Source organism: Schaedlerella sp. (assembly GCF_056796775.1).
The window spans coordinates 1-23019 of sequence record NZ_JBQIKP010000048.1; the positions used below are offsets into that span (position 1 = coordinate 1).

Genomic DNA, 23019 nt, shown 5'->3' on the forward strand with positions numbered 1-23019 from the left:
TTGCGAATAATCTTGAACATTGTGATTTGATAGATACCAGAAAGGAATATGAGCGCATCTATACGCTTCTGTCTCCTTTCGCAAATATACAGTATAACTATAGTCTTAACAATAGTTCCAGTATATCCGACAGTGATACACAAGGCAATACGGAAACAGAGTCAAGAGGAGAAACTGCGGGTATCAGTATAACCAGGGGGGAAGCAGACGCAAGTACTCAGGGGATAGGGCTGGCCCGCACAAAAACTGAGACTATTGGAAACAGTGCCTCTCTGAGCACTGGGAAAAGTCATACGACAGGATTGGCAGATAGTGTGAATGAATCTGAAAGCTTGACAAATACGAAAGGCAACTTTTCCAGCTCCGGTATAAATGCAGGCATAAATATCGGACTATTTTCACTTGGAGGTAATACAAATAGAGGAATCTCCGCAAGTGTCTCCCGGGGTAAAACACATGGAATTTCTCACACGGATTCTGTATCTGATTCGATTTCTAAAAATCTTACTTTTGGCATGAACGAGTCAACAAGCAATGGAAATACTGTTAGTGAAAATACAAGTTCAACAAAAACACTGTCTTTTGGGACAGGGACTCAATACAGTGAGAATACCGGGAAAAGTGTATCAGCAAATTTTGCTCATACAAAGGCACTGACAGATACTTTTGGCAGTTCTCAGGCGGCTACCTTGAATGTTCAGAACAGGTCATTAGTGAATATGCTCCAGAGACTGGAAAAACAGATGGAACGCCTGGAGGAATGTGAAAGCATCGGAATGTGGGATTTTGCGGCCTATTTTCTCGGTGAAAGTGCCGCGGAAGCTGAAACTGCCGCAAATATGTATCGCTCATTGGTTTCAGGAAATCAAAGCGGTTTAGAAATCTCAGCGGTAAATACATGGACAGATGAAGAGAAAGTCAAAGAAATTGCCAGATATGTAACAAATTTTCTGCATCCTGTATTTTGCTATCAATTTTCAGAGAATACCGTTGAGCGGCAGTCGATTGTTGATCCTACATCATTAGTAAGTACAAATGAACTTGCTATTCAGATGGGGTTTCCGAGGACATCCGTGAAAGGCTTGCCAGTCATTGAACATGCCCTATTCGCTCAGGAAATCATGTATCATTATGATAAAGACATGGAACAGAATATCCAACTGGGGAAAATTAATCATTTGGGCAGAGACACGGATACAAGCGTAGAGCTTGATTTGCAAAGTCTGACAATGCATGCGTTTATTACAGGTTCTACAGGGGCGGGAAAAAGTAATACAGTGTATCAGATTCTTGCACAGCTGGAAAAAAATGATGTTCATTTTCTTGTGATTGAGCCTGCGAAAGGCGAATATAAAAATATTTTTGGTAATAGAGAAGATGTAACAGTATATGGCACAAATCCATTACTTACTGACTTACTTCGAATTAACCCATTCAGTTTTCCTGAGGAAGTACATATTTACGAGCACCTGGACAGGCTGGTTGAGATTTTTAATGTTTGCTGGCCGATGTATGCCGCGATGCCAGCGGTTTTAAAAGACGCGATTGAGCGATCCTACATAGAAGCAGGATGGGACTTAAAGCAATCAGAAAACAAATATTCCAAACAGCTGTTCCCTAATTTTACAGATGTCTTGCAGCAAATAGAAAAAGTAATGGATCAATCACAATATTCAAATGACAATAAGAGTGACTATAAAGGCGCTCTATCAACCAGACTCCGATCTTTGACAAATGGGATTAACGGACTCCTTTTTACATCGGAAGAGTTGTCTGCGCGGGAATTATTTGATAAGAATGTGATTGTCGATTTGAGCCGTGTAGGATCATCAGAGACAAAATCTCTTATTATGGGATTGTTGATCATGAAATTGCAGGAATATAGACTTTCCAGTTGCAAAGGTATGAATATGCGGCTTAATCATGTGACTGTATTGGAAGAGGCTCATAACCTGTTGAAAAGAACGTCTACCGAACAATGTACAGAAGGTTCGAATGTGCTGGGAAAATCAGTTGAAATGCTCACAAATGCAATCGCTGAGATGCGCACTTATGGAGAAGGTTTCGTGATTGCGGATCAATCTCCTGGATTACTTGATATGGCGGCAATTCGAAATACAAATACAAAAATTATTATGCGTCTGCCGGATTATTCTGACCGTGAACTTGTAGGACGCGCTGTTGGCTTAAATGATGAACAGATTGCAGAACTCTCAAAGTTAAATAAGGGAGTAGCTGTAGTTTATCAAAATGATTGGCTGGAAGCGGTGCTTTGCAGAATCAAGAGGTATGCCTGTGAGGAAAAAGCATATTGTGCTGGATGTCATAATCAGAGATTTAGAAAAAATGTAAAAGGAAATATTATCAGCCATTTAATTGCGGAAGAATTTGATCTTCTTATTGACCAGATAGATGATGACGTGATTTATTGTGATATGCCAGTATCTGCAAAAAGAGAATTGTTTGAATATACAAAGACACCTTTGCCTAAGAAGCTGAATTCTGCGTCAGCCATAGCCTATGAATTATTTTCGGCGGATTCTGTATTTTCTGATATGATGAAAATGGAATTTGACTATGAACAGCAAAAATACTTTTTGATTAAGAATCTTACACCGTCGATTATTCCATTTCCATACCAATATAGTCTTACGATTTTATGCCTGATCGCATACCGGAACATGCAGTTGACCGGAAGCTCAGAGATAAAGATTTTGCTGGATCATCTTCTGGATGAAAAATGGAAGGAGGAAAAATTAAATGATAGGTAAGTTTCAAGACAGCTTTCAGCTTTCTGAGACTGAAATTCCGGAAATAAAACGTTCCTGGGAAGAACAAGGAGAATATCATGTTCCTTCAACAAGTGAGTTGACTAAAAAATTCCGAGAAGCTTTTCAAATAGAGTCTGATGATAATTTGGAGGGAAAAGAAGCGGAGAAATCAGAGAGTAATTCTTGTCAGGATAGGAAAACCGACTTTATAACGTTGGAGGATGGAACGGTTGTTAAGCTTCCCAATACTGAAAAAAATACAGATATGCCGGATAATATGGAAAACAATTTCCATTTAGAAAATAATAGCTCGGATAAAACAAATGGGGAAAATGATAAATCAAAAATTGCGAATGAAACAGATTCTCGGGAACCAGGTGAGGGGCGAGATGGAAACGAAGGGTTAACAGAAGAACAGAAAAAAGAAATACAGAAAAAGACAGGATGGTCCGATGAAATCATTAATAATATTGGCTCTATGGAAGAGGCAGAAATCTATATGAAAGCAGGTTTGAAAGAGGTCGAAATCAATGGTAAAAAATGTTTGATACGACAAGATATTGACATGAATCAGACAGATGAAGATGGCATTTCTAATAAAGAAAGAATGAAGAGAGGATTACCGCCCATTACAAAAAATGGGGAGAGAGTAGAACTGCATCACATAGGCCAGAAAAAAGATAGTCTGCTCGCAGAGCTTACTATGGAACAACATCGGGGAACCGGAAACGATACTATTCTCCATAATAAAACAAAAGAGAGTGAGATCGACAGGACAGAATTCGGTAAAGAGCGTAAAGAACACTGGAAAGACAGAGCTAATTCAGAGGAGGAAGAGAATTAAATGTCACAGATAGCAGAGATCGTGGATAATCTTCAGGATTTGTTGTTTTTAGAACCGGCAAAGCAAGAAGATATCAGGAATATCGAAAATGAACTAAAACTTACTTTGGCAGAAGAATACAAAGAATACTTACTGAAATATGGAGCAGTAATAGCGGAAAATGTTGAATTGACTGGAATCGCAAAATCAAAAGACAGGAATGTTATTTCAGTCACCAAACGCGAGTGGGAAGTAAATGACAAGATAAAGCATGATATGTATGTTGTAGAAAACTTGGGGATTGATGGCATCATGATCTGGCAGGAATCGTCTGGAAAAATCTATGAATCAATGCCAAACTGTGATGCCAAACTGATTGCAGGGAGCCTGGCGGAATACTTGAAAGAAAAATAGTTTTAAAAGTAATACAATGACAGAATCTGTCCATCTCAAATTATATAATGAAAAAAGAATACAGGAAGGAGGCATAACCAACTTATTCAACTTAATACTCAACCAACCAACTAACGATTGATTCTAAGGAGGAAAACAGAGATGGCACAGAACAATACCAAAAACGCCTTTGACGCAAAGGACATCGAAAAGAATAAGATGATGGCAGGATTGGGTTACATCATTTTCTTTTTACCCATGATTGTAATGAACGAATCCAAATTTGCGAGATTCCACGCAAACCAGATTCTGCTTTTGCTGATACCGGAGGTGGCAATTACATTCGTAGGAACAATTCTCTCGACAATGCTTATGGCGTCATTTTCATTTGGGCTGGCGGGGATCATATCATTCATTACGATTGCAATTTCCATTGCAATCGGCGTTGTGGCAATCATGAATATGATTGCGGCATTTCGTGGAGAAGCCAAAAGAGTTCCATTTATAGGCCATATCACGATTATCAAAAATTCGAATGATATGTTTTAGATCATCATGAAGAGTTTTTATGGAAATGAGGAGCGGCGGATGGGGAATTTGAAACCAAAAGTTGAGATACCGCCGGAATGGAAGAAAAATCAACAGAAACGGCAAAAACGGATTTGCCCGAAATGTGGAAGTAAGATTCCAAAGGAAAGTGCAGTATGTCCGAAATGCGGAAAAAATATTTTATATTGACGAGATAATTAATAGAGCAGGCAGAAAAATCTTGGATTTCTGCCCGCTCTATTTCCTACTAGAAATACATGTGATTACTATCTTATTTTAAGAATAAAAATATTTTTGCGATGAAAGATGTGATTTTATGCTATACTAATATAAGCGACATGAAAAGTGTATGTATAAAAGAATTGAGATATAAATTTCCGGGAACAAAACTGTTCGATTATTTCAAAAAACGTTGCATTGTTTTCATCAGTTGTATAAATGCCGCATAGAGGAGGAAATCGTGGGAAATAAAATTTATAGGATTTTGGATCTTTACATAAAACTTTCTGAGGGCAAGATTGTCAATAAAGCAGAGTCAGCAGTCGATTATGGAGTAAGTGAACGTTCAATTCAGCGGGACATAGAGGATATTAAAGAATTTCTTGAGGAGAGAAGAATAACAGACGCGGATATGCGGGAAGTGGGATATGAGAAGGAAAAAAAGGGTCATGCCATGAACGGCTTGGAAGATACGCTGCTGTCTAACAGTGAGATTCTTGCCGTGAGCAAGATTTTATTAGAGAGCAGGGCGTTTACAAAGGAAGAGATTGACAGCATACTGAAGAAGATTGTCAACGGATGCGTGCCGAAGGAGAGTATGGATCTGGTAAACAAGCTGATCGGCAATGAAAAGCTTCACTATGAAGAGGCCAGTCATGGATCTTATATTGATGGTAAACTCTGGAATATAGCACAGGAAATCGGTCCGGGCCTTGAAAAAAACAATTTGCTGGAGATGACTTATCAGAAGCAGGATATTTCCACAGATGTTGTAAAGTATGTTGTTCAGCCGCTGGCAATTTTATTTTCGGAATATTATTTTTACCTGAATGCCAATATTGTAGAAAAAAATGAAAGAGGCACCTATGTGCCGAAATACAAGTATCCGGCCGTCTTTCGAATTGACAGGATTCAAGAACACCGCAGAATTGAGGAAAAGATTAAGATAAAAGACAGCGACCGTTTCGAGGAAGGAGAGTTCCGCAAACAGATTCAGTTCATGTATATGGGCGAGCGAATCAAGCTAAAATTTAAGTATACCGGCAAAAGTATTGATTCTGTCCTTGACAGACTGCCTACGGCGGATAGGGAAACGATATTGACCGAGCAGGGCCCGCCGTGGCTTGTGGAGGCGGAGGTCTATAAAAGAGGAGCGCTGATGTGGCTGCTGACCCAGGGAACCATGGTAGAAGTTACAGGACCGCCGGAAGTTCGGCAGGAGATGAAAACCATGCTTCAGGAAATGCTGGCGAAGTATGAATAAAACCATTACCGAAAGAAAAAAGTACAAAACGGTTCAGCCGTTTCATTTGGAACTGTAGGAAAATAACTTATACAGACCGCAAAGGATATTTCTCCATATGCGCAAAAAGAAGAAAAAAAGCCCCCGCATATCTTTAAAATTGAAAAACTTTCCTGTATAATAGAATGGATTTCACGGGATCCATTCTATTTTTAGTGTGGATATAAGGAACTGTCTCAAAATAAGAAGCTGTCATGAAATAACTTTTTATTTTGAAACTGTTTCTAAAGATTGACAAGAAAGGCCGTATCTGTGTATGCTTTGAACAGATACGAGAGGTACAGATTTTTTATGGATATTAATCAAAAACTGACACAGGAACTGGATGTAAAGCTCTGGCAGGTGGAAGCGGCGGTGAAGCTGATCGACGAAGGCAACACGATCCCGTTTATTTCCAGATACCGGAAGGAAGCCACAGGCTCCCTCAATGACGAGCAGCTTCGGAAGCTCCATGAGCGGCTGATGTATCTGCGCAACCTGGAGGAGAAGAAGGAGCAGGTATTGTCCAGTATAGAGGAACAGGGGAAGCTGACCGAGGAATTGAAATCCCAGATCCTTGCGGCGGAGACCCTGGTCGTGGTGGAGGACCTATACCGTCCTTACCGCCCGAAGCGGCGCACCCGTGCGACGATTGCCAAGGAAAAGAGGCTGGAACCGCTGGCGGCCCTCATCACCCTGCAGCAGACGAAGGAACCTCTGGAGGAGACGGCAAAGGCATATCTTTCCGAAGAAAAGGAAGTCAGGACCGTAGAGGAAGCCATCGCCGGGGCACAGGATATCATTGCCGAATCCATTTCCGACGAGGCGGATTACCGGAGCTGGATCCGGAATACCACCGCCCGGAAAGGTAAGGTGATCTCCGCGGCAAAGGATCCGGAAGCGGAATCTGTATACGAGATGTACTATGAATTTGAAGAGCCGGTGAGCAGGCTGGCAGGTCACAGGATATTGGCATTGAACCGGGGGGAGAAGGAGAAGTTCCTGACTGTGAAGGTGGAGGCGCCGGAGGAGGACATTCTGCGTTATCTGGAAAAAAAGGTCATCCGCAAGGACAATCCCATCACTACACCGGTACTCAAAGCAGCCGCGGAGGACAGCTATAAGCGCCTGATCGGTCCGGCCATTGAGCGGGAGATACGAAACGAACTGACAGAAAAGGCGGAGGACGGAGCCATTGAGGTGTTTGGGAAGAATCTTCACCAGCTTCTGATGCAGCCGCCCATCACCGGGCAGGTGGTGCTGGGCTGGGATCCGGCGTTCCGTACCGGATGCAAGCTGGCTGTGGTGGATGCCACAGGAAAGGTGCTGGGGACCACGGTCATATACCCCACAGCGCCGACTACCCCGGCCAAGATCAAGGCATCAAAAGACCTGCTGAAAAAGATCATTCCAAAATATAATATCACCCTGATCTCCCTGGGGAACGGCACTGCTTCCCGGGAATCGGAGCAGTTCATCGTAGACCTTTTGAAGGAAATTCCGGAGAAGGTGCAGTATGTGATCGTGAGCGAGGCAGGAGCTTCCGTGTATTCCGCGAGCAAGCTGGCGACCGAGGAATTTCCGAAGTTTGACGTAGGGCAGAGGAGCGCTGCTTCCATTGCGAGAAGGCTCCAGGATCCGCTGGCTGAGCTGGTGAAGATTGATCCCAAGTCCATTGGAGTGGGGCAGTACCAGCATGACATGAACCAGAAAAAGCTGGGAGAATCCCTTACCGGCGTGGTGGAGGACTGTGTGAATAAAGTCGGCGTGGATCTGAATACCGCTTCCGCCCCGCTGTTATCGTACATTTCCGGGATCAGCAGCACCCTCGCAAAAAATATCGTCACCTACCGGGAAGAAAACGGAAGGTTTACGGACCGGAGGAAGCTTTTAAAGGTTGCCAAGCTGGGACCAAAGGCATTTGAGCAGTGCGCCGGGTTCATGCGGATCCAGGGCGGGGACAATCCATTGGACGCGACTGGCGTCCATCCGGAATCCTACGAGGCGGCGGAAAAGCTTCTCGAAAAGCAGGGCTTTCGGCCGGAGGACATCATCGGCGGCAAGCTGGTGGGATTATCTCTGACCATCAAGGATTACAAAAAGCTGGCGGAGGAACTGGGAATCGGAGAGATCACTCTGCGGGATATCGTAAAGGAACTGGAAAAGCCTGCCCGTGACCCACGTGAGGAAATGCCCAAGCCGATCCTGCGGACAGATGTGCTGGAGATGAAGGACCTGAAAGAGGGCATGATCTTAAAGGGCACAGTGCGAAATGTGATCGACTTCGGTGTATTTGTGGATATCGGCGTACACCAGGACGGGCTGGTACACATTTCCCAGATTACGGAGAAGTTCATCAAGCATCCGCTGGAAGTGGTGAGCGTGGGCGATATCGTGGATGTGAAGGTCATGAGCGTGGACTTGAAGAAAAAGAGGATCCAACTGACGATGCGGGGGATTTCCTAGCAAAAACCCCAGAAAATCCTTGAAATATAGCCATAAATGATGTAAAATACCATAGCAAGGCATACTTTATGCCAACTGGCAACAGTCGGAATAATGTATGCTTTGTTTGTATTTCCGACACTTTATACAGATAAAGTGTTGAAGCGCTGACTTAAAAAGGAACAAGAGAGGAGAAGCAAAAACAGATGGAAACAATTAGTGCGATCATCAATGATATTGATAAGTTTGTGTGGGACTGGTGGATGATCATCCTGCTGCTCGGTACCCATGTATTTCTGACAATTCGGACAGGATTTATCCAGAGAAAGACCATTTCCAAAGGGATTAAGCTTTCCGTGATAAAGGATCCGGACGCGGAGGGAGAGGTAAGCCAGTTCGGGGCGCTGTCAACGGCCCTGGCTTCCACCATCGGAACCGGAAATATCATCGGCGTGGGAACCGCGGTTGCAATGGGAGGCCCGGGAGCCGTGCTGTGGTGCTGGCTGACCGGCGTATTTGGGATTGCGACCAAGTACGGGGAATCCCTGATCGCGGTAAAATACCGTGTCAAAACAGAGGACGGCAGAATGCAGGGCGGCGCCATGTATGCTCTGGAGCGGGGCCTGAACATGAAGTGGCTGGGCGTGATCTTTGCGGTATTCGCAGGATTTGCGTCCTTTGGGATCGGATGCGCGACACAGGTCAACGCCATTGCGACAGTCTGTAACGAAAATCTGCACATTCCGAAATGGATCGTTGGACTCGTGATTGCGGTTCTGACAGCCATTGTTATTTTCGGCGGGATCAAGAGCATCGCAAGAGTGTGCGAGCGGCTGGTTCCGTTTATGGCCGTCTTTTATGTGATCGGATGTATCATCATCCTGTGTATCAATTATGATTTTATCATCCCGGCCATCGCAACCATTTTCCGGCTGGCATTTACACCGGGGGCAGCGGCAGGTGGTCTGGTCGGCGGTGGGATCAAGCTTGCGATCCAGTACGGGGTTGCCCGGGGACTGTTCTCCAATGAGTCCGGTATGGGTTCCGCGCCCATCGCGGCGGCAGCGGCACAGACCAGGAATCCGGTGCGTCAGGCGCTGGTTTCTTCCACAGGGACATTTTGGGATACGGTGGTCGTATGTCTGATGACCGGGCTGGTTCTGGTGACGACCATCATGAAGAACCCGACGATCAATGCAAATGAGATTGACAACGGCGGTGTGCTGACTTCCATGGCATTTGCTCAGATTCCATATCTGGGGCCTGTGATCCTGGTTATTGGAATCATTTCCTTTGCTTACTCTACCATCCTGGGATGGGCGTACTACGGAGAGCGGAGCGTGGAATATTTTGCGGGGAAGAAGGGACTGATTCCTTACCGTGTAGTGTATATCCTGGTTGCGGCGGTTGCTCCTGTACTGGCACTGGATCTGGTATGGACGGTTGCGGATATCCTGAACGCATTGATGGCAATTCCGAACCTGGTTGCGGTTCTTCTGCTCTCACCGATCATTGCCAGTGAGACGAAGAAATACATCAACAACCTGGATGCGAAGGACGACACACCGATCCCGGTGGTAAAGACAGGGATCGGAGAGAAATCAGGGAACGGGGAGAAATCCAAGCTTAATTGGTGAGGACTGCAGGGGAGAAGTGATTGAAATATGATTGCGATTATAGATTATGACGCGGGCAATATCAAAAGTGTGGAAAAAGCGCTGCTCCTTCTGGGGGAGGAAGTGAAGATCACGGATGACGCACAGGAGATCCTTTCGGCGGACAAGGTGGTGCTTCCCGGAGTCGGCGCCTTCGGGGACGCCATGGGTAACCTGGAACGCCGCGGGCTGGTGCCGGTTATCCGGGAAACAGTGGAAAAAGGAACGCCTTTCCTGGGCATCTGCCTGGGGCTGCAGCTTTTGTTTGAGAGAAGCGATGAGGCGCCGGGAGTTGCGGGCCTTGGAATCCTGCCGGGGGAGATCCTGCGGATTCCTTCGAAAGAAGGCTTGAAAATTCCGCATATGGGATGGAATTCCCTGCGCCTGGAGCATGGCGGACGTCTTTTTGATCAGGTGTCGGAGCAGTCCTACGTGTATTTTGTACACTCCTATTATCTGAAAGCCGGAGAAGAGGAGATCGTGAAGGCATCTACGGAATACGGCGTACATATCCATGCGTCGGTGGAAAAGGGAAATGTATTTGCGTGCCAGTTCCATCCGGAAAAAAGCAGTGAAGTGGGACTGCGGATACTGAGTAATTTTGTGAATATTTAGAACAGCAGCTGCCATGCAGCGGATAGTCTGCGCTGCAGACGGGTCTGAGGTCTGCTGTTCGTTAAAGGCAATACGATAAAAAAGCAGGAGAAAGCGATGCATACAAAGAGAATCATCCCCTGTCTGGATGTGAATGCGGGACGGGTGGTAAAGGGCGTGAATTTTGTAGATCTCAAAGACGCGGGAGATCCGGTGGAGATTGCAAAGGCCTATGATCAGGCCGGTGCGGACGAACTGGTCTTTCTGGATATCACGGCGTCTTCCGATAACAGGAATACGGTCGTGGACATGGTGCGCAAGGTGGCGGAATGCGTGTTTATCCCGTTCACCGTGGGCGGAGGCATCCGGACGGTAGAGGATTTCCGGGCGCTGCTCCGGGAGGGGGCCGATAAGATCTCCATCAATTCTTCCGCCATCAATACGCCGGAGCTGGTGCATGACGCGGCGGAGAAGTTCGGAAGCCAGTGTGTGGTCGTGGCCATTGATGCCAAGAGAAGGACAGACGGAAGCGGCTGGAACATTTATAAAAACGGCGGGCGTATTGACGTGGGACTGGATGCCGTGGAATGGGCGAAAAAAGTAGAAAGCCTGGGGGCAGGCGAGATCCTGCTGACCAGCATGGACTGCGACGGGACAAAGGCAGGGTATGATCTGGAGCTGACCCGTGCCATTGCGGAGCATGTTTCCATTCCGGTCATCGCATCGGGAGGGGCCGGAACCCTGGAGCACTTTCGGGATGCATTGACGGAAGGAAAAGCCGACGCGGCGCTGGCGGCGTCCCTGTTCCACTATAAAGAACTGGAGATCCGGGAAGTGAAGGAGTACCTTCGGAAGGAAGGAATTTCCGTACGCTTATAAGGAGGAGTACATAAGAATGGCAGGAATCAACGGAGACTGGTACGAAGTATTAAAAGAGGAATTTGGGAAGCCTTATTACAAGCAGCTTTTCCAGACAATCAAGCAGGAATACAATACACGGCTGATCTTTCCTCCGGCCAATGACATTTTCAATGCGTTTCATCTGACCCCGTTAAAGGAGGTCAAGGTGGTGATCCTGGGACAGGACCCTTACCACAATCACGGTCAGGCACACGGGCTTTGCTTTTCTGTGCAGAAGGGAGTGAACGTTCCTCCGTCACTGGTCAACATTTACCAGGAGCTTCATGACGATCTGGGCTGTACCATCCCGAACCACGGATGCCTGACAAAATGGGCCGAGCAGGGTGTCCTGATGCTGAATACCGTGCTGACCGTGCGGGCACACCAGGCAAATTCCCACCGGGGGATCGGCTGGGAGGAATTTACGGACGCGGCGATCATGGCTCTGAACGCGCAGGATCGGCCCATCGTATATATCCTTTGGGGCACGCCTGCACAGAGAAAGGCCAGGATGCTGGACAATCCGCGGCATTTGATCTTAAAGGCGCCCCATCCGAGTCCGCTTTCCGCTGCACGCGGATTTTTCGGCAGCAGACCGTTCAGCCAGACCAACGCATTTTTGGAGGAGCACGGTCTGGAGCCGATCGACTGGCAGATTGACTAGACAAAAACAGCAGTGCGGCAGACGGCAGTTTTTACGGACGGTACAGGGATTTTTTGCAAAAAAACGGGTTGACAGTCTCCGGCGTGTGTGGTAAAGTTTTTTTAAACCGTTGAGGAAGAGCAAGTACTTTTTGTTTCTGCCGCACAGAGAGCTGCAGGCGGTGGGATTGCAGCGGGCCAGGGCATGGAGGAATGGGCTTCTGAGGGCGAACTGAAGGGGATACTTGTTACAGCGTATCGGACCGCATGACATTGAAGCGGCGGCAGGAGAGCGGTACAGGATCCGCAGTAGGATAGCCGGAGAGAGTACTCCGTTAACAAAGGCGCATATGTCAGTATGCATGAGAGGGTGCTTATAGCACCAAGCCGGGTGGCACCGCAGGAGCGCGGACACGATATTAGATTCGTACAGCTCTTGTCCCTGCAATAGTATGATATTGTGTGGGATGAGGGCTTTTTATTATGCAGGAGAAAACGGTAGGAACTGCGAAAAATTGCAAGTTATTTTTGCATAGTTCCTATAAGGTATATAGAAACCGGACAAAAGCCGGTCATCCCGAAGAAAGCCGCGGCTGCGTCAAGGCCGCAGGATCTGCGGAAAATGAAAGGAGAATAAAACAATGAGTGAGAACAAGATTCCCTACAAGATTTATCTGGAAGAAAGTGAGATGCCCAAGGATTGGTACAATGTCCGCGCGGATATGAAGAACAAGCCGGCGCCGCTTCTGAATCCGGGGACTCACGAGCCGATGACAGCCGAAGAGCTTGGCATGGTGTTCTGTGAAGAGCTGGTGAAGCAGGAGCTGGACAATGACAACCGTCATATCGAGATCCCGAAAAAGATCCGGGATTTCTATAAGATGTACCGTCCGTCGCCGCTGGTACGGGCGTACTGCCTGGAGGAAAAGCTGCAGACTCCGGCAAAGATTTATTACAAGTTCGAAGGAAATAATACAAGCGGAAGCCACAAGCTCAATTCCGCTATTGCACAGGCATTTTACGCAAAGGAACAGGGCCTCAAAGGCGTGACAACGGAGACCGGAGCCGGACAGTGGGGAACCGCGCTGTCTATGGCATGCTCCTATCTGGACCTGGACTGTAAGGTGTATATGGTAAAATGCTCCTACGAGCAAAAGCCGTTCCGGAGAGAAGTGATGCGCACCTACGGCGCCAGCGTGACTCCCTCACCGTCAGAGACGACAGAGGTCGGACGCAGGATCCTGGCAGAACATCCGGGAACCACAGGAAGTCTTGGATGCGCCATCTCGGAAGCGGTCGAGGTTGCCACCCATTCAGAGGGATACCGTTATGTACTGGGCAGCGTTCTGAATCAGGTCCTGCTCCATCAGTCGATCATCGGTGTAGAGACCAAGACGGCCATGGACAAATACGGCATCAAGCCGGATATCATCATCGGATGCGCGGGCGGCGGCTCGAACCTGGGCGGATTAATATCTCCGTTCATGGGTGAAAAGCTGCGGGGCGAGGCGGATTATCAGTTTATCGCGGTTGAGCCGGCATCCTGCCCGAGCCTGACCAGAGGCGTATATGCGTATGATTTCTGCGATACGGGTATGGTTTGCCCGCTGGCGAAGATGTATACCCTAGGAAGCGGCTTCATCCCGTCGGCAAATCATGCGGGAGGCCTGAGATATCACGGAATGAGCTCCGTTCTGTCCCAGCTTTACGCGGATGGCTACATGGAAGCAAGATCCGTAGAACAGACCTCCGTATTTAAAGCGGCAGAACAGTTTGCAAGGGTGGAGGGAATCCTGCCCGCGCCGGAGAGCAGCCATGCGATTCGGATCGCCATCGATGAAGCGATGAAATGTAAAGAGACCGGGGAAGAGAAGACCATCCTGTTCGGCCTGACAGGAACCGGATATTTTGACATGTATGCTTATGAGAAGTTCCACAATGGTGAGATGAGCGATTATATTCCTACGGATGAAGATCTGAAAGCCGGATTAGCAGGGCTTCCCAGGTTCTGAGCATTTCCGGAGAAGGTAATATAACAGCCGGAACCGCATGCTGTAATCCACAGTTCCTTCCACTATCGGACTGTGGATTGTAACAATGTATTTGAAAGTCCCTGCCGGATACAAGACGAATTTGTATGGGCAGGGATTTTTTGGTAAGGAGGAAAATCAGATGTCATATTTTCCCATGTTTATTGAGCTGAAAGACAAGCCCTGCCTGATAGCGGGAGGAGGAAAGATAGCTCTGCGCAAGGCGGAGACACTCCTGGAATTCGGAGCATGGGTCACGGTTGTGGCTCCGGACATCCTGCCGGAGCTGCGGGCGGAGGAAGGCATTGTATGCCGCGAAAAAAGGTTTGAAAGCTGTGATCTGACGGGACAGGAGCTGGTAGTTGCGGCCACCGGCGACCCGGAAGAGAATCATCGGATCAGTCGGGCCTGCCGGGATAGGAAGATCCCGGTCAATGCGGTGGATCAGAGGGAGGACTGCAGCTTTCTCTTTCCTGCTTATCTGAAAGAAGGGGAAGTGGTGGCAGCGTTTTCCAGCGGAGGACAGAGTCCGCTCATTTCCCAATATCTGAAAGCACAGGCCATGCCGGCAATGACTTCCCTGCTGGGGGAACTGGCAGAAATATTGGGAGCCCTGCGGGAAAGGCTGAGACATTTGGGTTCGGAGAGTATGAGAAAAAAAATCTATCAGGAAATTTTGGAGATGGGCCTGAAAACGGGTGAGGTTCCTTCTTCTGAAAAAATAGATGAGATCATATTACAAAATATGAGGAAAGGATGAACGGATCATGGAGAGAATGAGAAGACTGAGAGTCAGCCCGGCCATGCGGAGCATGGTGAGGGAGAACCATCTTCGGGTGGACGAGCTGATCTGCCCGATCTTTGTCATGGAGGGAGAAAACCTGTGCAGCCCGGTGGATTCGATGCCGGGCATCTGCCAGTATTCCATCGACCGGCTGCCGGAGGAGCTGGACCGGATCGTGGAAGCCGGGATTTTGTCGGTCCTTTTGTTCGGAATTCCCGCCCACAAGGATGAAGTGGGCAGCGGCGCCTATGACGATCAGGGAATCGTGCAGCAGGCCATTCGTCTGATAAAATCGCAGGAAAAATACAGAGATCTGATCGTGATCGCGGATGTCTGTCTCTGCGAGTATACCTCCCACGGACACTGCGGTCTGGTGAAGGAAGGGATCATCCTGAATGACGAAACCCTGCCGCTTTTAGCCAGGACCGCAGTCAGCTATGCCGGAGCCGGGGCGGATATCATCGCGCCCAGCGACATGATGGACAACCGGGTAAGGGCCATCCGGGAGGCTCTGGACGGGAACGGATTTGTCCAGATTCCTATCATGGCATACAGCGCCAAATTTGCTTCCGGATTTTACGGGCCCTTCCGTGACGCGGCCCACTCGGCGCCGGGCTTCGGCGACCGCAGGACCTACCAGATGGATCCGGCAAATGGACGGGAAGCCCTGCGGGAGGTGGAGGAAGACCTGCTGGAAGGGGCGGATCTGATCATTGCCAAGCCTGCCATGGCCTATATGGATATCATAAAGGAGATTACTGCGTCTTATAATGTGCCGGTGGTGGCCTACAATGTGAGCGGGGAATATTCCATGGTGAAGGCGGCAGCAGAAAACGGATGGATTGATGAAAGGAAGATCGTCCTGGAGATTTTGGTGGGCTTAAAGCGCGCCGGGGCAAAGATGATCATTACGTATCATGCTCTGGATGCCGCAAGGTGGATTCGGGAAGGAGAATAGAAATGGATACAAGATCAAGAGAGCTGTTTGAAGCGGCAAAACGCCATATTCCGGGGGGAGTGAACAGTCCGGTGCGCGCTTTTGGCTCCGTAGGACGGACACCCCGGTTTATAGCGTCCGCCCATGGAAGCAGGATCGTGGATGTGGATGGAAATGAGATGATCGATTATGTCTGCTCCTGGGGACCGGGAATCCTGGGACATGCCCATCCACGAGTGATCGAAAAGGTCCGGGAGGCGTGCGGATACGGGCTGACCTACGGCGCGCCTACGGAACAAGAGGTGCAGATGGCGGAATTGCTTGCGGAGCTGATCCCGTCCATGGAGGTGAGTCGTCTGGTCAGCTCCGGCACGGAGGCGGTGATGAGCGCAATCCGGGTAGCGAGGGGGTATACGCAACGGGACAAGATCGTCAAATTTAAGGGCTGCTATCATGGGCATTCGGACGGGCTTCTGGTCAAGGCTGGTTCCGCCGCATTGACCACCTCAGTGCCGGACAGCGCCGGAGTTCCCGCGGATTATACAAAAAATACCCTGGTGGCCCTGTACAATGATCCGGCTTCGGTGGAAGCGCTGTTCCAGGCCAATCCGGAAGAGATTGCCGCCGTGGTGGTGGAGCCGGTTGCGGCCAATATGGGAGTGGTGCCCCCAGCTCGCGGCTTTCTGGAATTTTTGCGGGAAATTACGAAACAAAACGGCGCGCTTTTGATCTTTGATGAAGTGATCACAGGCTTCCGGCTGGCGCTTGGCGGCGCCCAGGAGTATTTTCATGTGACGCCAGATCTGACGACTCTCGGCAAAATCGTGGGAGGCGGAATGCCCATCGGTGTCTACGGAGGGAAGCGCGGGATCATGGAAATGATCTCACCGCTGGGGCCGGTGTACCAGGCGGGAACCCTGTCAGGAAACCCCATTGCGACGGCAGCAGGGCTGGAAACCCTCCGGATTCTCAGAGAAGATCCCGGTATCTACCAAAGGCTGGAGGAAAAGGCAGTACGGATCGCCGAGTCAGTCAGGGAAGCTGCCGGGGAGGCCGTATGCGTCAACCGGATCGGCTCCCTTTTGAGCATCTTTTTTACTCCGGAGCAGGTGACGGATTATGAGAGCGCTGTATCTTCGGATACCGCATGGTATGCAGAATATTTCGGATATCTGCTGGATCATGGGATTTATACGGCGCCCTCCCAGTTTGAGGCGATGTTTGTATCGGATGCCCATACCGGGGAGGATATCGAAACCACCTGCCGGGTCATCCGGGACTGCCTGCGCAGAATGATATAGACCCGTCTCAACTGTATTAGGAACTGTAGGAAAATAACTTGTGCAGACAAGTTGAGAGGCATAAGTTTTTTTTCATGCATTTCCTTACATGTGACGCGAAAAACAGACGGAGGAAGTTTTTTCAGATAGAAGGAGAGACAGCGGGATGCAATTTGGATTTTTGGGAATCAATTATAAAAACGCGAGCCTTGATATCCGCGATAAAACCGCGTTTACGGATGCGATGAAGCTGGATTTTTTCCGAAAGGCCGAAGCTGCGGGAATCCAGCAGTGCATGGTGCTGTCCACCTGCAATCGGAGCGAGGTTTTTTATTTTTATATAGAAGAAAGACAATGTGAAGCGCTGTGTCAGATCTACGAGGAAATGTTTCCGGCTGTGGAGGTGAAGGCGTATCTGGTCACGCTCTCGGGGGAGGCGGCTTTTGTCTACCTGTTCCGGATTGCGGCGGGACTGGAATCTCTTGTTCTGGGAGAGGACCAGATTCTGGGCCAGGTGAAGGATGCTCTGGATTACGCCAGGACTATGGGATACGGGGGCAAGGAATTAAACAAGGTTGTCCGGGATGCCGTTGCCTGTGCCAAGCGGATCAAAACTGGATTGAAGATCAGCGAAAAACCGCTGTCCGTCAGCTATATCGGCATCCGGAAGCTGGAAGAAGCCTGCGGGATCGCCGGGAAACGGATCCTTGTGATCGGCAGCGGAAAAACGGCTGTGCTGGCTTTGAAATATCTTTTTGAATATCAGGCAGTCCGCATATCTGCATGCAGCAGGACAGACGCGCATGCCAGACGGCTGCGGGAGGAATTTCCTGAAATAGAAATCATTTCTTATGAGGAAAGATATGAAGTTCTGAAAAAATGTGATATTGTAGTATCAGCTACAGCGTCCCCACATCTGGTCCTACGCCGGGAGGATTTTGTACCGAAAAGGCGCCTGACCATGCTGGATCTGGCAGCGCCCAGGGATGTGGATACCGCATTTGCAGAGGAACCGCGGGTCACGCTGATCAACCTGGACACACTGCAGGAGATTGCGGCCAGCCACCGGAGGGAAAGGGAAGCTCTGGCAGAGAAAAGCCGGGAAATGATCAGAGAAGCGCTGCAGGAAACAATGGGCTGGTTGTTGCAGAGCCGGATGGACTCTACCATTGAGTCGCTGCAGCAGCGATGCGGGGAGATCGTAGAGGACAGCTATACATATCTGAACCGGAAGATGGAACTTGGAGAACGGGAGAAAAAATTGCTGAAAAAGGTACTCAATGCCTCTTTGCAGCGGCTTCTGCGGGAGCCGATCCGGGAGCTGAAACGCCTGGATACGGAGGAAGAGCAGGAAGAGTATCAGCGGTTGATCCGACAGCTTTTTCAGATCTGATCTTAACAGAAAAAACGGCTGCGCTGGAAAGCAGCCTGTAATTTGCGGGCTGTCCCTGGGACAGTCCCTTATTTTAACAGTAGAAAGAGATGAGGTATGTATGAAGTATACAATCGGCACACGAGGCTCGAAGCTGGCACTGGCACAGGCGGAATATGTGCGGGACAGGCTTGCGCAGGCATATCCGGAGGAAGAATTTGAGCTCCAGATCATCAAAACGAAGGGGGATCTGGTTTTGGACAAGCCCCTTCATGAGATCGGCGATAAAGGCGTATTTGTCAAAGAAATTGAGGAAAAAATATGGTCCGGCGAGGTACAGATCGGTGTGCACAGCATGAAGGATATGCCCTCCCATCCTGCGCCCGGACTTCTGTTTGCAAAGGCATGGAAGCGGGAGGACCCCAGGGACGCGCTGATCCTTCGGGAAAAAGAACGGCTGGAGGACCTGCCGAAGGGGGCCGCCATCGGGACCGGCAGCAGACGCAGGGAATTTCAGATCAAGCGTCTGCGCCCGGATCTGCGTGTCGTGAATATCCGCGGAAATGTGGACACCAGACTCTGCAAAATGGAAGAAGAAAAGCTGGACGGCATCATTTTGGCGGCAGCAGGCCTCCGGCGTCTGGGAATGGAGGAGCGGATCACCCTGTATCTGGAGCCGGAGGAGATGATCCCCGCCCCTGCCCAGGGAATTCTGGCCCTGGAGATCCGGGAGGGGGAGACGGAGCTTTTGAAGCTTTTGGATGCGCTCAGTGATGAAGAGACGGAGCAGGCGGCTGCTGCGGAAAGGGGATTTTTGCGTGAAATCGGCGGGGACTGTCATGTTCCGGTGGGAGCCGTATGCAGGAAAGGAGCGGACGGACTCTATCAGTTGGATGCCATGTTTGGAAATGAGACGGGGAGCAGGCTGGCTTATGCGGCAGTCCGGGGAACTGTTCCGGAGCGGCTTGCAAAAGAAGCAGCTGCTCAGATCCGCCGCCAGATGGCAGGAACCGTATCACTGGTGGGCGGCGGTCCTGGAGATCCGGGGCTGATCACGGTGAAGGGGCTGCAGGCGCTTCGGGAGGCAGACTGCATTATCTATGACAGATTGTCCTCCCCGGAGCTTTTGGACGAGGCAAAGCCGGGCTGTGAGCTGATCTATGTGGGAAAGGCGGATCACCGCCATACGATGGAGCAGGAGGAGATCAATCAGCTTCTGGCGGAAAAAAGTATGCGGTATGAAAAAACAGTCCGCTTGAAGGGCGGGGATGTGTATGTGTTTGGACGAGGCGGCGAGGAAGGACTGTTCCTGGCGGAAAAAGGAGTCTACTTTCAGGTGATCCCGGGAATCAGCTCCGCCATTGGGGGACTGGCCTATGCCGGGATTCCCGTTACCCACCGGGGAAAAGCACAGGGCTTTCACGTAGTGACGGCCCACAACAGCAGGGACGGGCTGGCGGAGATTGACTTTGAAGCAATGGCAAAAGGAAAAGAAACCTGTGTCTTCCTCATGGGACTGCGTAAGGTAGAAGAGATTGCGTTCGGGCTGATGGAGGCCGGCATGTCTCCGGATACGGAGGCAGCAGTGATCTCCTGCGCCGCCACTCCCGAACAGAGAACCTGTACGGCGGATCTGGCTCATATTGGGGAAACGGTCAGAGAGGCCGGACTGGTTTCTCCGGCGGTCATTGTGGTGGGGAAGGTGGTTTCTCTCCGGACCAGCCTGAACTTTTATGAGAATCGTCCTTTGTTCGGAAAACGCTTTTTGATTCCGAAAATCGGGGAAAAATCCACCGAATTGAAAGCGCTTTTGCGGCAGCAGGGCGCGGCGGCGGATGAGATTCAGGTGGGAAGGATCGTGCGCGCGGAACGGATATTTTCCGCAGGGGAAATGAAGCAGGCGGACTGGCTGATCTTTACAAGCCAAAACGGGGTAGAAGCATTTTTTGAAGGTCTTGAAAAAAGCAGGCTGGACATACGCTGCCTGGCCGGGTGCAGGATTGCGGCCATCGGCGGAAGGACCGCAAAAATGCTGGAGGGTCATGGGCTTTACGCGGATCTGATCCCGGATGAATTTCACAGTGACGCGCTGGCGGATGCGCTGAAAAAGCAGATTTCTCCCCAGGATCAGGTCTGGTATCTGAAAGCCGGAAACGCAGACAGACATTTGAAAGCGGCACTGGAAGACTGCTGCCGGTTCGAAGAAATTGAAGTTTATGAGAACCAGGCAGTGGAGCCTGATCTGGAAAAGCTGCCAAAACCGGAGGAGTACGACGGAATCTTGTTTACCTGCGCATCCTCTGCAAGGCGCCTGCTGGAAGCTGCGGGAAACGAATGGAAGCAGTGCCGGGCATTCAGCATTGGTCCCAAGACGACCGCATGTCTGAAAGAATGCGGTATGGAACGGATCACAGAAGCAGACCGGGCTGATTATGAGGGAATGATTGGTATTTTACAAGTTTTTTTTAAAATAAGTTGACAAAGTGATTTTTTTGTATTAGAATGGCCGACGTAATATTTTTGTAATAATTGTAATAAATTCGAAAAAATATACATATAATTTATAAGAAAATATTTACAATTTTGCAAAAAATAGGAGGTTGGAGTATATGATACAAAATAAAAAAATCATTGCGTTACTTATGGCGGCTACGACCGGTCTGGTGATGTCATCTGAATTTGAGAGTGAAGCTGCAGACCGTATGATGAATATGGAACAGATGAAGCTCCTGGGAGAGTACAAGCTTGCACAGCCCTATGGATTTACAGATGCGCCCGAGGAGGCACTGCTGGATCTGAAAAAAGCAGCAATGGAGGCAGAAGAGCGCTACCAGGAAATGAAGCGGAAGGAAGAAGAGGAACGGGAAAGAAGAGCAGCTGAGGAGGCCAGAAAGGCAAGGGAAGAAGCCGAGAGGATCGCTGCAGCGGAGCAGGCAGCAGCGGAACAGGCAGCGATGGAACAGGCAGCGGCTCAGCAGGCAGCGGCAGAACAGGCAGCAGCGGAGCAGGCAGCAGTACAGCAGATGGCAGCCTACAGCGCGTCTGCCAGCGATCAGACACTTCTTGCAGCCATCATCTTCTGTGAAGCCGGCAACCAGCCTTATGAGGGCCAGGTTGCGGTAGGAGCCGTGATCCTGAACCGGGTGCGCAGTGCTGTATATCCAAACAGCATTGCAGAGGTGATCTATCAGTCCGGACAGTTCGGGCCTGCGATGAGCGGATGGCTGGATACCGTTCTTGCCAGCGGCGGCTATACAGATACGGCTATGCAGGCAGCAGCGGACGCGCTGGCAGGCAGCAATCCGATCGGAGATTGTCTCTACTTCGGATGCGGAAACTTTGGAATTCAGATCGGAGATCATTTCTTCCATTAAGATCAGATGGAGTTTCTTCTATATTAAATAAGTAATCGTGATCCATAAGTAAGCATGAAAAAGTGTGCGTCAAAACGCACGCTTTTTTTCAATCTTTAAGAAATCTTAAGAATATTTTGTAGAGATAATACGTTTTTCGTTATATAATAAAAACATAGTTTGTAATTTTAAGAATACGCAGAGGAAAGGAGGGGGAAAGTGGACAAGGTAATTGAGGTAAAGAATCTGTATAAATTGTACCGGGTGGGTAATTCTGTTGTGCGTGCGCTGAACGGCGTAAGCTTTGAGGTTTACCCGGGAGAGTTCTGCGCGATTGTCGGGACCTCCGGTTCTGGAAAATCTACACTTCTGAACATGCTGGCAGGCCTGGAGAAGCCGACAAAGGGGGAAGTCATTGTCAGCGGACAGCATATGGAAAACCTGAATGAGGATGGCCTTGTAAAGTTCCGTCGGGAGAATGTGGGTTTCATTTTCCAGTCATTTCATCTGATCGGAACCATGAACGCCCTGGAAAATGTAGCTCTGCCCTTAAGCTTCCGGGGAGAGGCAAAAGGAAGCCGCCTCAGGAAAGCGGACAAGATGCTGGATCTGGTGAATCTGAGGAAGCACAAAAAGCATATGCCGAATCAGATGTCCGGCGGTCAGCAGCAGAGAGTCGGTGTGGCAAGGGCTCTGGTAGTGAACCCGAAGATCATCTTTGCGGATGAGCCGACCGGCAATCTGGATTCCCACACATCAGAAGAGGTGATGCATCTGATGCAGAAGGTAGTACGAGAACAGAAAAAGACACTGGTTATGGTAACGCATGATAACCATCTGGCGACTTATGCCGACCGGATTTTTCATATCATAGACGGCGAAATCGTTAGGATTGAGGATAACCGCCAAAAGGAAAATTCGCCCAATCTGGAGAGTGTAGGAAGGCATGGTTTGGACGGCGGCGAGGAAGGTTTATAGAGTAAGGAACTG

Annotated in this window: 19 protein-coding genes; all 19 read left to right on the forward strand. The window is 49.2% G+C overall.

Annotated elements, in window-relative coordinates:
- The coding region (locus ACTOY7_RS17345; protein WP_482672716.1) for an ATP-binding protein at positions 1-2771 on the forward strand (2771 nt) is incomplete at its 5' end.
- Positions 2761-3615, forward strand: coding sequence for an HNH/ENDO VII family nuclease (locus ACTOY7_RS17350; RefSeq protein ID WP_482671153.1), 855 nt, complete (start codon positions 2761-2763; stop codon positions 3613-3615). The genes ACTOY7_RS17345 and ACTOY7_RS17350, both read left to right, overlap by 11 nt.
- Positions 3616-4008, forward strand: coding sequence for an SMI1/KNR4 family protein (locus ACTOY7_RS17355; protein WP_285824889.1), 393 nt, complete (start codon positions 3616-3618; stop codon positions 4006-4008).
- 141 nt (positions 4009-4149) lie between these two features.
- Positions 4150-4536 (forward strand): magnetosome magnetite crystal formation protein family, encoded by a 387-nt coding sequence (locus tag ACTOY7_RS17360; RefSeq protein ID WP_482671152.1) that lies wholly within the window; start codon positions 4150-4152, stop codon positions 4534-4536.
- Positions 4537-4575: 39 nt separating this feature from the next.
- Complete coding sequence (locus ACTOY7_RS17365) at positions 4576-4725, forward strand: zinc-ribbon domain-containing protein (protein ID WP_482671151.1); 150 nt, start codon at positions 4576-4578, stop codon at positions 4723-4725.
- A gap of 271 nt (positions 4726-4996) precedes the next feature.
- The gene (locus ACTOY7_RS17370) at positions 4997-6019 is read left to right on the forward strand and encodes a helix-turn-helix transcriptional regulator (protein WP_482671150.1); all 1023 of its coding nucleotides are present in this window, start codon (positions 4997-4999) and stop codon (positions 6017-6019) included.
- A gap of 330 nt (positions 6020-6349) precedes the next feature.
- A complete protein-coding gene (locus ACTOY7_RS17375; protein WP_482671149.1) occupies positions 6350-8503 on the forward strand; it encodes a Tex family protein in 2154 nt (717 codons plus the stop codon).
- Positions 8504-8688: 185 nt separating this feature from the next.
- On the forward strand, positions 8689-10119 hold the full coding sequence (locus ACTOY7_RS17380; RefSeq protein ID WP_482671148.1) for an alanine/glycine:cation symporter family protein: 1431 nt from the start codon (positions 8689-8691) through the stop codon (positions 10117-10119).
- A gap of 27 nt (positions 10120-10146) precedes the next feature.
- Positions 10147-10752: an imidazole glycerol phosphate synthase subunit HisH gene (gene hisH, locus ACTOY7_RS17385; RefSeq protein WP_300886117.1), complete on the forward strand. Its 606-nt coding sequence runs from the start codon at positions 10147-10149 to the stop codon at positions 10750-10752.
- Between the two features lie 96 nt (positions 10753-10848).
- Complete coding sequence (hisF, locus tag ACTOY7_RS17390) at positions 10849-11610, forward strand: imidazole glycerol phosphate synthase subunit HisF (protein ID WP_160283047.1); 762 nt, start codon at positions 10849-10851, stop codon at positions 11608-11610.
- Positions 11611-11626: 16 nt separating this feature from the next.
- Positions 11627-12295: a uracil-DNA glycosylase gene (locus ACTOY7_RS17395; RefSeq protein WP_160283046.1), complete on the forward strand. Its 669-nt coding sequence runs from the start codon at positions 11627-11629 to the stop codon at positions 12293-12295.
- 619 nt (positions 12296-12914) lie between these two features.
- Entirely contained in the window at positions 12915-14285 is a 1371-nt protein-coding gene (locus ACTOY7_RS17400; RefSeq protein ID WP_160283045.1) for a TrpB-like pyridoxal phosphate-dependent enzyme, read from the forward strand.
- A gap of 160 nt (positions 14286-14445) precedes the next feature.
- A complete protein-coding gene (locus ACTOY7_RS17405) occupies positions 14446-15063 on the forward strand; it encodes a precorrin-2 dehydrogenase/sirohydrochlorin ferrochelatase family protein (protein WP_482671147.1) in 618 nt (205 codons plus the stop codon).
- A gap of 7 nt (positions 15064-15070) precedes the next feature.
- Entirely contained in the window at positions 15071-16045 is a 975-nt protein-coding gene (gene hemB / locus ACTOY7_RS17410; protein WP_160283043.1) for a porphobilinogen synthase, read from the forward strand.
- 2 nt (positions 16046-16047) lie between these two features.
- The gene (gene hemL, locus ACTOY7_RS17415; RefSeq protein WP_300885332.1) at positions 16048-17325 is read left to right on the forward strand and encodes a glutamate-1-semialdehyde 2,1-aminomutase; all 1278 of its coding nucleotides are present in this window, start codon (positions 16048-16050) and stop codon (positions 17323-17325) included.
- 145 nt (positions 17326-17470) lie between these two features.
- A complete protein-coding gene (hemA, locus tag ACTOY7_RS17420; RefSeq protein WP_300885331.1) occupies positions 17471-18697 on the forward strand; it encodes a glutamyl-tRNA reductase in 1227 nt (408 codons plus the stop codon).
- Positions 18698-18797: 100 nt separating this feature from the next.
- Positions 18798-21155 carry a hydroxymethylbilane synthase gene (hemC, locus tag ACTOY7_RS17425; RefSeq protein ID WP_482671146.1) on the forward strand — a complete coding sequence of 786 codons (2358 nt, stop codon included), beginning with the start codon at positions 18798-18800 and terminating at the stop codon, positions 21153-21155.
- Between the two features lie 130 nt (positions 21156-21285).
- Positions 21286-22050: a cell wall hydrolase gene (locus ACTOY7_RS17430; RefSeq protein WP_482671145.1), complete on the forward strand. Its 765-nt coding sequence runs from the start codon at positions 21286-21288 to the stop codon at positions 22048-22050.
- Positions 22051-22248: 198 nt separating this feature from the next.
- Entirely contained in the window at positions 22249-23007 is a 759-nt protein-coding gene (locus ACTOY7_RS17435) for an ABC transporter ATP-binding protein (RefSeq protein WP_482671144.1), read from the forward strand.
- Positions 23008-23019: the final 12 nt, after the last annotated feature.